Here is a 6300-nt window from a genome sequence, read left to right as displayed (position 1 = left end):
GAGGGTGGGGACAGACCCTCCCGGGCCCCTCGTGAGCCTGGGAGGGTCTGTCCCCACCCTCCCCTGACCTGACACGTCAACGGCACGCTCGCTCGCGTCCGAACGTGCCCTGACACGTCAGGAGGGCCCCTCCACGCCTGGCCGACTCCTCACGGCGCCCTGGCCCAGGGCGTGCAAATGTGCGCTCGCACACATTTGGTGGCTGAAGGCCGCGCGCGCTCCTGATGAGCCGCGCGGATGTGGAGGAACCCTTGAATCCTAGAAGTCGTCATCCCCTGCTCGGAGGACTCGCCGTTCTCTGCGCGCTTTCGACCCAGGCGCAGGCCCAGCGAATCCCGAGCATCGAGTTGGAGCGGCTGCAACTCAACCCAGGCGCGAAGGACAGCCTCGTGCTGTCCACCGGCGACCTGCTGCCGGACGGAACGTTCCGCATCGGCCTCACGGCGCACTATGAGCACCAGCCCCTGGTGCTGCTGCGCAACGACGAGGTGCAGGGCACCGTCGTCTCCAACCGCGTGTCGGTGCACTTCAGCGGCGCCTATGCGGTGACGGACTGGCTGGAAGTGGGCGCGCAGGTGCCCGTCGTCACGCAGTGGGGCCCGGAGACGCGCGCGCTCGGCATCGACAAGCCGGGCACCTTCGCGCTGGGCACGCCCTGGCTGCAGGCGCGCGCGGGCCTGTTGTCGGAGTCGCGCGGCGGGCCGCTGGACGTGGGCCTGCACCTGGGCGCGGCGCTGCCCTTTGGCAGCGAGGAGGTGCTCACGAAGGATGACGGCTTCGTCTTCACCCCGCGCGTGGGACTCGGCAAGAAGCTGGGCGACACCTGGCGCCTGGGCGCCGACGTGGGCGCGCTGGTGCGGACCAAGACGTACGCCCTCACCCCCGGCGCGGACCCGCTGCGCGACGAGATGGGCGTGGAGATGAACGGCGGTGTGAATCTCACCGCGAACCTTTTCGGCCTGCGCGAGGAGCTCGTCGTGCGCGGCACGCTGCCCTTCGCCGACGCGCCCAAGTCGCTCGAGGTGCTGCTCGGCCTGCGCTCGAAGCCGAACAATGGCGCCGAGCTCTACATCATGGGCGGCCCGGGCTTCGGCGAGACGCCGGGCACCCCGGAGTTCCGCGTGCTGGGCGGCGTCAACTTCGGCCCTGACACCACGAAGGTGGCGTCATGTGTCGCGGGCAAGCCCCACGACGCGGCCCGCTGTCCGGACCTGGACGCGGATGGCGACGGCGTGAAGAACGTGGCGGACCGCTGCCCGACGGCGCCGGGCCTCGCCGAGCTCAACGGCTGCGCGGACACGGACGACGACCAGGACGGCCTGATGAACCTGGCGGACCGCTGCCCCGCCCAGGCGGAGAACCTCAACGGCTTCGAGGACGCGGACGGCTGCCCGGATGACCCGGACACGGACGGCGACGGCCTGGCCGACTCCAAGGACGCCTGCCCCAGCGCGCCCGAGGACCTGGACGGCTTCGAGGACGCCAACGGCTGCCCGGACCCGGACAACGACCAGGACGGCGTGGCCGACGCGCGCGACGCCTGCATGAACGAGGCGGGCCCGAAGGAGAACCGCGGCTGCCCGGACAAGGACCGCGACGGCGATGGCCTCGTGGACCGGCTGGACAACTGCCCCGACGAGCCGGGCACGGAGAAGAACCACGGCTGCAAGCAGAAGCAGCTGGCGAACATTGGAGAGGGCCAGATTCGCATCCTCGAGTCCGTCTTCTTCGAGAACAACAAGGATGTCATCAGCGCGCGCAGCCACAAGCTGCTCGACAGCGTGGCGTCCATCCTCGCGTCGCACCCTGAAATCGAGAAGCTGCGCGTCGAGGGCCACACCGACAACACGGGCAAGGCCGACTACAACCTGGACCTGTCCCAGCGCCGCGCCGAAGCAGTGGTGAAGTACCTGGTGGACAAGGGCCTCAGCCGCGAGCGGCTGGATTCGCAGGGCTTCGGCCCGGCGAAGCCCATCGCCGAGAACACCACCAAGCCCGGCCGCGCCAAGAACCGCCGCGTGGAGTTCCGCATCGTCGGTGACGCCGAGGGCGTCGAGACGAAGCAGGGCGCTCCCGCCGACACCCTCGAGAAGTGAGGCAGACACTCATGAACCCACGAATCCCTGAACCCCTTTGTCCGGAGCCCGCGAAGTCCTGGCGCCCGGGCCTGTCCACCGCGCTCGCGCTCGCGCTCTTCACCGTCCTCACCGGCTGCGAGCAGAACACCCCGGCGCCCTCTCCCGTCGAGGAGGCCGTGCTGACGTCGCGGCTGGCCCCTCCCGTCGTCGGCGACGGTCGCATCCAGCCCGGCGAGCAGTGTGACGACGGCAACACGGTGAGCGGTGACGGCTGTTCCGCCACCGGCGTCATCGAGGCCGGCTACCTCTGTCACGTCCCCGGACGGGCGTGCTCGCTGGCCTCGCTGTGTGGCAACAACGTCGTCAACCCGGGCGAGGCCTGTGACGACGGCGACACCGCCGCCGGCGCCAACGGATGCACCGCCACGTGTGACTTGTCGCTGTGCGGCAATGGCACGTTCAACAACCGCCAGTGGCCGAACTTCGACCAGGAGATCTGCGACGACGGCAACCGCACCGAAGGCGACGGCTGCAGCCGCATGTGCGAAGTGGAGCCCGGCTTCGCCTGCGCGGGAACGCCCAGCCGCTGCGTGAGGGCGGGCCTCGCGTTCTTCAACACCGGCGTGGACCAGAACAACCGCCGACTGGAGGTCGGCGCGGACCCGCACTGGTTCTATACGGGTGGCTCGACGGGCGCCGCCACGGGCGTGCGCAACGCCAATGACTGGCCGCAGGAAATCACCACGGCCCGCTTCATGGCGGCCCCGCTGGGCGCGCCCGTGTGCGTCTACCAGGACTTCATCATCCCCTCGACGACGAACATCGCCCAGTTCCGCATGCGGCTGGCGACGTTCAACGACAACGAGTTCGACAGCGCGTCCGTCAACGGCACGCCCTTCACGCCCATCACCGTGAGCGAGCCGGCGGGCAACTCCTGGCAGAAGAACATCATCCGGGAGTTCGGCACGACGGCGGCCTGGCGCACGGGCCTCAACCGCATCGAGCTGTGCAACGAGAACGCGGCTTCGACGCCCAACGCGTTCCGCTACCTCTTCGTGGACGCCTACGACGACCGCTGCGGCGACGGCGCGGTGTCCCTGCGTGAGGAGTGCGACGACGGCAACACCACCAACAACGACGGCTGCAGCTCCAGCTGCGGCATCGAGCCCGGCTATGGCTGCGCGGGTACGCCCAGCTCCTGCGCGGCGACGTGCGGCAACGGCCTGCTCAACTCGGGCGAGCAGTGCGACGACGGCAACGGCACGGTGGGCGACGGCTGCAACGCGTCCTGCCGCGTCGAACCCGGCTACTCCTGCCCCACCCCGGGCCAGGCGTGTGTCACCACCTGCGGCAACGGCGCGGTCGACCCGGGCGAGCTGTGCGATGACGGCAATGGCCTGTCCGGCGACGGCTGCTCCAACTCCTGCCGCATCGAGAGCGGCTACGAGTGCGTGGGCCAGCCGTCCAACTGCGCGCCGCTGTGCGGCAACTCGCGGCTGGATTCCGGCGAGCTGTGCGACGACGGCAACACGAACCTGGGTGACGGCTGCTCCAACGCCTGCACCCTGGAGCTGGGCTACTCCTGCCCCACCGTGGGCCAGCCCTGCGCGAAGACGTGCGGCGACGGCACGGTGAACCCGGGTGAGCAGTGCGACGACGGCAACCTGAACTCCGGCGACGGCTGCGCCACCGAGTGCCGCACGGAGCCGGGCTACTCCTGCAGCAGGCCCTCCAACGGGCCCTCCGTGTGCGCGCAGACCTGCGGCAACGGGACGCGGGAGGCCAGCGAGACGTGCGATGACGGCAACACGGCGAACGGCGACGGCTGCTCGCAGGGCTGCGGCGTGGAGACGGGCTACTCCTGCTCCGGCACGCCCTCCACCTGCACCACGCTCTGCGGCGACGGCCTCACCGCCGGCACCGAGGCGTGTGACGACGGCAACGCGACGGGCGGCGACGGTTGCACCGCGTGCGCCGTGGACCCGGGCTACAGCTGCCCGCCTCCTGGCAACGTCTGCTTCAACACCTGCGGCAACGGCGTCATCAACGCGGGCGAGACGTGCGACGACGGCAACACGACGAACGGCGACGGCTGCTCCGGCATCTGCGGCCGGGAGCCGGGCTACAACTGCTCCGGCGCGCCCTCCACCTGCGCCACCACCTGCGGCGACGGCGTCGTGGCCGGCTCCGAGGTGTGTGACGACGGCAACCTGAACAGCGGCGACACCTGCTCGCCTCGCTGCCTCTGGGCGAACGGCCAGCCCTGCAGCGCCTCCGGCGTCTGCGAGAGCGGCACCTGCAACCCGAACACGGACGTCTGCGTCACCGCCAACGTGTGCGGCAACGCGATGCTGGACAACGGGGAGCTGTGCGACGACGGCAACACGACGAACGGCGACGGCTGCGCGGCCACCTGCGCGATTGAACCGGGCCATGGCTGCGCCGGCAATCCGTCCGTCTGCGCCGTGACGTGCGGCGATGGCATCAAGGCTTCCTCCGAGGCGTGTGACGACGGCAACACGACGGCCAACGACGGCTGCTCGGCCACCTGCACGATTGAAGCGGGCCATGGCTGCCAGAACACCAACGTGCGCGCGTTCATCACGCGTCAGGGCAGCAGCCAGTGCACCCAGGTGTCCAGCATCTCCGAGCCGGAGCTGCCCGCGGGCGCCGTGGTTGCGTTGCTGACGGTGCCGGGCCGCTACCGCACCGGCTACGTCTCCGGAGCGGTGAGCTACTCCGGTGGCACCAACTGGTATCCGGGCATCTTCGGCTTCAACCACGACACGAGCGCGGGCACACAGCACTTCTCGTTGGGCGACGTCCCGGCGGGGGGCCCCGCGTCCACCACGCGTGATGCCGCCATGGAGCTGGGCTTCCCGCTGCGCCGCGACTTCGACGCGACGTCGGGCGACGTGCGCCTGGCGCTCATCGACACCGACTGCGCGCTGAACAACAACTCGGAGACCGCGGTGTCCTACCGCGTGGACTCGCTGTCCATCTGCCAGCTCATTCCCGTGCTGACGGACCCGACCCCGGGCGGCGTGTCCAACCCCGTCATCGGGGGCACCGGCTCGCCGGGCTCCACCATCAACGTCTACGTGGATGGCAGCCCCACCTCCGCGTGCACCGCCGTCGTCGACAACAGCGGCAACTGGGTGTGCGATTTGGGCAACATCCCCGAGGGTCCGCACTCGGTGGTCCTCACCTCCACCGAGGTGGGCGCCACGGAGACGGCTCCGCCGGTGAACATCACCATCGACAACGGGCCGCCCGCCGCGCCCGTCATCACCGGCCCCGCCAACGGCTCCACCACGCCCGACTCGACGCCGCCCCTGAGCGGCACGTCCGAGCCGAACGCCACGGTGACGGTGAGCGAGGGGGGCACGGTGCTGTGCACCGCCACCGCCGACGCCACGGGCAACTGGAGCTGCACGCCCGCCACGCCGATGACGGATGGCCCGCACACCATCACCGCTGTCGCCACGGACGGCTCGGGCAACACCAGCACGCCTTCGGCTCCGGTGACCTTCACCGTGGCCGGGACGCCGCCGGCCGCGCCCGTCATCACCGGCCCCGCGAACGGCTCGCTGCTGAACACGTCCACCCCGGCCATCTCCGGCACCTCCGTGCCGAACGCCACGGTGACGGTGCGCGAGGGTGACACCGTGCTGTGCACCGCCACCGCCGACGCCACGGGCGCCTGGAGCTGCACGCCCACCACGCCGCTGGCGGACGGGACGCACTCGGTGGTCGCCAACGCCACGGACCGGGTGACGGGCCTCACCAGCGCGCCCTCCAATGTCGACACGTTCCGCATCGACACCCAGGCGCCCGACACGTCCTTCAGCCGCAACCCGCCGGCGCGCACCGGCGAGCCGGAGGCCCCCTTCGGTTACGCCTCCAACGAGGACGGCGTGGCGTACGAGTGCAGCCTGGACGGCGGGCCCTTCGTCGCCTGTCGGGACACCTACGACGTCCGCGACGGTGACCACACCCTGCGGGTGCGCGCCACCGACGGCGCGGGCAACGTGGACGCCACCCCCGCCGAGTACCGGTGGACGGTGCTGAACACGCGCGCCTTCGCGGGCGGAGGCTGCAGCGCGGCCCCCGCGACGTCCTGGCTGCCCCTGCTGGCGCTGCTGGGACTGCGCCTGCGCCGCAAGCAGCGCCGCCAGTAGCGAACGGTTTCCGCCGGGAGGTCCACGTCCCTCCCCCCCAG

General features: G+C 70.8%; 2 protein-coding genes. Both read left to right on the top strand.

Annotation, left to right across the window (positions count from 1 at the left end):
* The first annotated feature begins 224 nt into the window (after positions 1 to 224).
* Complete coding sequence (locus HUW62_RS45070) at positions 225 to 2096, top strand: OmpA family protein (protein ID WP_163869108.1); 1872 nt, start codon at positions 225 to 227, stop codon at positions 2094 to 2096.
* A gap of 11 nt (positions 2097 to 2107) precedes the next feature.
* On the top strand, positions 2108 to 6259 hold the full coding sequence (locus HUW62_RS45065) for a DUF4215 domain-containing protein (RefSeq protein WP_163869109.1): 4152 nt from the start codon (positions 2108 to 2110) through the stop codon (positions 6257 to 6259).
* The last annotated feature ends 41 nt before the right edge of the window (positions 6260 to 6300 follow it).

Origin of the sequence: Myxococcus sp. AM011, from assembly GCF_013372595.1 — a bacterium.
In the GTDB taxonomy this organism is placed as follows: Bacteria; Myxococcota; Myxococcia; order Myxococcales; family Myxococcaceae; genus Myxococcus; species Myxococcus eversor.
Note: the sequence above shows the minus strand (reverse complement) of the source record. Positions and strands in the feature narration are given on the sequence as shown.

Coding starts and splice junctions, on each gene's coding strand:
- HUW62_RS45070 (WP_163869108.1), top strand. CDS start 225: ATGAGCCGCGCGGATGTGGAGGAACCCTTGAATCCTAGAAGTCGTCAT.
- HUW62_RS45065 (WP_163869109.1), top strand. CDS start 2,108: ATGAACCCACGAATCCCTGAACCCCTTTGTCCGGAGCCCGCGAAGTCC.